This is a genomic window from Pseudoalteromonas arctica, from assembly GCF_012927645.1.
Classification (GTDB): Bacteria; Pseudomonadota; Gammaproteobacteria; order Enterobacterales; family Alteromonadaceae; genus Pseudoalteromonas; species Pseudoalteromonas arctica_A.
The window spans coordinates 1-4489 of record NZ_JABBMT010000059.1; the positions used below are offsets into that span (position 1 = coordinate 1).

The following is a 4489-nucleotide window of genomic DNA, read 5'->3' on the forward strand; positions in this document are numbered from 1 at the left end:
TTTTGATAAAGCATGTTGTTGGCAAAACTCAGTAATAGTTAAATCGCTGGCTTGTTGTTCTTCGATAATGTTACGCCATTGTTCAAGGCTGCGTGTTTTTCTCATGGCTATCTCCTCATTGAAATTCAGAAATAGCTTAATCGGTTTGACGAGTTACTGGCAGGTGCACTTTGCTAGACGCTTACTGTCTTTAGTTCACTATGTGGGTGGTGTATTAAACGTAGATGTAAACCAGCACTGAGAGAATTACCCACGAACGTCGTGTTTTTGGGGTTATTGGGAATGCTTGTTACATTAGTTCTCATTTATACTGTTCTATTGATGTTAGCTCGGGTAATTTTTAGAAATCTTGGGGTGTAATCGGGCATATAACAAAGCAAATTAAAAAGGGCGGACAAAAATCAGTTGGCTTTGTTCGTACCTCACAAATTATAGCCAACTAATTTTTGCCGTTTATTTACGGCGTTAGGTTTTTTGGCGGTTCATCCGCATTAATCATATTTTTATACTTTTAGAGGTGCATATGGCGGGTGGCGCGTTCGGACATGACTATAAAATGGAGTGGGTTGAAAATGAAAGACTCAGGCAAGATAACTCCACAATAAATTGGATTTATATTGGAGTTGATACTGATCGCGATGCCATGGCAAAAATAGGATTAACGACTGGCTCTCTTGGTACAAGGTCAAACGGAACTCAGAACCCTTTCTATGCTCTTCTTTGTGCTTTTAAAATAAAAGAAGGAGTGAATGCTGATAGAGTTGCCTTCATAGAAGATTCTGTGAAAAAATTTCTAAGTGGTTCGTACCAGTGCATACCTCATAAAATCTCAGGCCGACTTTCTGAATGGTTTTATGTTACTCCCATGGAAATGAGGGAACGTGTTAACGATTTTTTATACGAAAATTTTAGTTCGGAAATGTATTGCTATCATTGCAATGTACGAGACATCGGTGTCATCTACGCTTGGGAAAACCCTGAATTTCTTCAAGGTCGTTCACGCCCTCGATATCAAGTAAATGATTTAAGCTCTCCCCCAGTAGATCCCAATTGCTATATGCCTGGCGGTTGCGGTGAAGATTGTGATTGTTGGGATTGATTGTTTTTAAGTAGGCAAGCCAAAACCTAACAAGCGCTTTAAACGGAACAAAAACAGTTGGTTAGGTTCCGCTTCGCTCCACATTATAACCAACAATTTTTGTCCGCTTAAGCGGGCGTTGAACTAAGCCGCTACGCGGAGCTAGCAACCTCCAGCATAATTGCCACACTTGTCATTGGGACTTCCCCCATTTACCGGAGAAAACCAATGACCCCATTAAGGCAACGCGTCATAGACGAGATCCGTTTAAGAGGCTACTCACCACGTACCGAAGAATCTTATATAAATGCACTCGCTCAGTTAGCTAATTACTACGATAAATCGCCTGACTTAATTAATAAGGAAGAGCTTGAGGCGTATTTTAGGTATGTAAACCTAACACAGCACTTGTCGCGTGCAACGATTGCAGTAAAACTCAATGCCGTTAATTTTTTATATAAATATGTACTACAGCGCTCATTCAGCATTGATATTGTATTGCCTAAAAAAGCACACAAAATACCGATACTGCTAACACGGGAAGAGGTTCATCGCCTGTTTTTAAATACGGTATCTGCACAACAAAAAGTCATGCTTTGTATTTGCTATGGCTGTGGACTCAGAATAAGTGAATTACTGAATTTACGAGTAGTTGATATTGAATTTAGCCAAGACTGCCTATGGGTTAGAGCAGGAAAAGGCAATAAAGACCGTCGTGTCATATTACCTAAAAGCGCAGCAAGGCGATTAAACGCTTATATAGCAGGCTTTTCCCTTGGCAGTATACTGTTTTGTACTAATTGGGATAAAGAGAAAGCGATAGATGCAAAAACGTTTAGTCCTGGATTAAAACGTGCGGTAGCACGGGCTGACATTGCAAAAAATGTATCCGCGCATAGTTTGCGTCACGCTTATGCTACACATCAAATTGAAGCAGGTATGGCGCTTCACCAGTTACAAAAGCAGTTGGGACATACGAGTATTCGTACGACAGAGCGTTATTTGCACTGGTTGCCAGAGATGGCACATAGTAGCCATGATTTAATGGCTGCGTGGGAGGAGGATTAAGATGGCAACGACGCATCATGTTGCAGATGTCTTAGCGCAACATCTCAGTAACTATAAAAAAGTCCATGCATTAACCTATCAACAACAGCGAGTGTGTCAGCACATACAGGACTGTCGAACCGTAAAGTTAGGTGCTCAGCAGTGGCAGTGTGATAGCTGCGAGCATAATAAAACAGTGTACTGCGCATGTAGAGATAGACACTGTCCTCAGTGCCAAGGGCATGTTAGCGAGCAATGGAGTGAACAACAAAGTAAAGATGTTATCAATGCGCCTTATTTTCATCTGGTATTTACACTCCCTCATGAACTAAATGGATTAGCAAGGCAATATCCGCGTGAGATTTACAGTTGTTTATTTCATGCTGTATGGCAAACACTCAGTCAGTTTGCGCAGCGTAAAAAACAGTTACAAGGCACGTTAGGAATGACTGCGGTGTTACATACATGGGGGCAAAGCCTTGCTCAACATATTCATTTGCACTGTTTAATTCCAGGTGGCGTATTAACATCGTCAGGTGAGTGGCACGGTGTTAAAAAGCCGTATTTATTTGCAGTAAAAGCCTTAGCAACCGTGTTTAGAGCAAAAATGCTAGCAGCCATTAGGGCACATAAACTAACGATACCTCAAAGCGAATTGCTCATTAAAAAATCATGGTGCGTACACAGCAAAGTGAATTTGACCGACCCGAAAACGGTGTTGAAATACCTTGGGCGCTACACACGTAAAGGCATGTTGCATGAAGGACGACTCAAGCAGGTAACAAAAGAAAGTGTCACGTTTAGCTATAAAGACTACCGAGACAGCAAAATAAAGCGCATGACATTAACGGGCATAGAATTTATCAGGCGCTATTTACTGCATGTGCTCCCAAGTGGATTTATGCGAATACGACACTACGGTTTTTTAGCCAGTGCGTGTAGAGCCAAAAAGCGTAAAAATGAAATAAATAAACAGTAATTAACACGTCTAGTGGTAAATAGATGTCCAATAAAACTGCAATCAACAACTTCCCTAAAAAAGAGAATTCCTATAGCATTAAGCATACCAATAAAAATGTTGAGTGAGGAGTATGCTTCGTTCAACAAGGTATTTATACGATACAAACAACGTAACGTATAAATACTAAGACGTTAGGGTTTTACTCGTCCTAATCCTATCAACGTCAATTCACAGGACGTGGAGATAAAAAATGAAAAAACTAATAAATCTTGCTCTTATAATTATCGCCTTTTCAATATCGAGTTTAGCTTTGGCAAATAGTCAGCTGTATGCAGACTTAACTGACGCCACGGTCAAAATAGTAGATGATGGAAATATTGTACATGAAGTCAGCCTACTTCTTTTAGATAATAAAAAATCGACTGTTACATTTCTTGATGATATTACTAAAGAACCTATTTCGAAGCTGCATGTCACCAGTCATAAAGAAAACTTAAAAAAGAAGGGCTTAATATCTATTGAAATAGAATACTTGTCTTTCCATAATAATGTATGGGTTTCGAAATCTAACTCATCAATCTTGAATGAAGCTGGCGCAGAAGGCATTATTTCAATTTTCTCAAATGAAAATAGCTTAGATATGATTGTCACGGCATATTCAAGAGATAATGAAATATTTAAAACTGATCCTAGGATTATAAATATAAGTGATTACGAATCAAAAAAACAGACGTTGGTAAATGATTTGGTTATCCAGCCAATGGCAAGGAAAAGATGTTGTACTTCGAAATGTGGAGACGGTTCAGGTCGCATATTAAAATGTTGCGGCTCCGTGAGTTGTGGCGGCTGTGGAACTAGTTGTTCAACTGATGACCTTTAGTAAGTCTTTGTAAATATGATTGTAATGCTAGTATCATAGAAAATGATTGGGTTCTATTGTTTAGGGGCATTACTCCTGATGGTAACCCAATTAGTATTAGATATGATATGGGTTTAAAGTGTAATAAAAACCTCATACCTTAGTTCTTAAGGAACGTTGATCGCGTAACTTCCTATTGTAAAACGGCAAATGTACAGGGGTCCATTTTTCTTCCAGCGTACTGTTAATTCAAGTGGTTGGCTTGCGAATTTCTCGAGTAACGTTTTGAGTTTAATATTCTTTTCTTTGAGTTCTATACCCGCGCAATAAGCTGATGTAACGATTGGGTTGATGTTTTTATTTGCTCTGACCAAAAAGTAGCCGCCATCTTGAGATACTTGCTCAAAATAATCTAAATCAAAATACCCTGCATCAGCAAGTAATAATGTATCTTTAAGTGTGTGACTACCCGGTAAAAAGTCTCGCTCTGTTTCAACATCAGGGCGGACGTCTATTTCACAAGGCTGTTCGTTAAATAGGTCAT

The 4489-nt window shown here is 39.4% G+C and carries 5 protein-coding genes and 1 pseudogene; 4 read left to right on the forward strand and 2 right to left on the reverse strand.

The window, feature by feature from the left end; translation table 11 throughout:
* A partial coding sequence (gene tnpA, locus HHO47_RS19830; RefSeq protein ID WP_432651944.1) for an IS66 family insertion sequence element accessory protein TnpA occupies positions 1–105 on the reverse strand: 105 nt, incomplete at its 3' end.
* Between the two features lie 418 nt (positions 106–523).
* Here tnpA and HHO47_RS18585 point away from each other — a divergent pair.
* From HHO47_RS18585 to HHO47_RS18600, 4 genes and pseudogenes are all read left to right on the forward strand, one after another.
* On the forward strand, positions 524–1099 hold the full coding sequence (locus tag HHO47_RS18585) for a GIY-YIG nuclease family protein (RefSeq protein ID WP_169021640.1): 576 nt from the start codon (positions 524–526) through the stop codon (positions 1097–1099).
* A 207-nt stretch (positions 1100–1306) separates the two neighbouring features.
* Entirely contained in the window at positions 1307–2146 is an 840-nt protein-coding gene (locus tag HHO47_RS18590; protein ID WP_169021641.1) for a tyrosine-type recombinase/integrase, read from the forward strand.
* A gap of 1 nt (position 2147) precedes the next feature.
* Positions 2148–3077 (forward strand): annotated as a pseudogene (locus tag HHO47_RS18595) (IS91 family transposase); the annotation flags it as partial.
* Positions 3078–3336: 259 nt separating this feature from the next.
* Positions 3337–3966 carry a hypothetical protein gene (locus tag HHO47_RS18600; protein WP_169021643.1) on the forward strand — a complete coding sequence of 210 codons (630 nt, stop codon included), beginning with the start codon at positions 3337–3339 and terminating at the stop codon, positions 3964–3966.
* A gap of 146 nt (positions 3967–4112) precedes the next feature.
* On the opposite strand, the gene HHO47_RS18605 is transcribed toward HHO47_RS18600, so the two are convergent.
* Positions 4113–4489: transposase (locus tag HHO47_RS18605; RefSeq protein ID WP_169021644.1), on the reverse strand; the 377-nt coding region annotated here is incomplete at its 5' end.

Excerpts from the sequence above, each read along its gene's own strand:
- HHO47_RS18585 (WP_169021640.1), top strand. The coding sequence starts at position 524 with ATGGCGGGTGGCGCGTTCGGACATGACTATAAAATGGAGTGGGTTGAA.
- HHO47_RS18590 (WP_169021641.1), top strand. The coding sequence starts at position 1,307 with ATGACCCCATTAAGGCAACGCGTCATAGACGAGATCCGTTTAAGAGGC.
- HHO47_RS18600 (WP_169021643.1), top strand. The coding sequence starts at position 3,337 with ATGAAAAAACTAATAAATCTTGCTCTTATAATTATCGCCTTTTCAATA.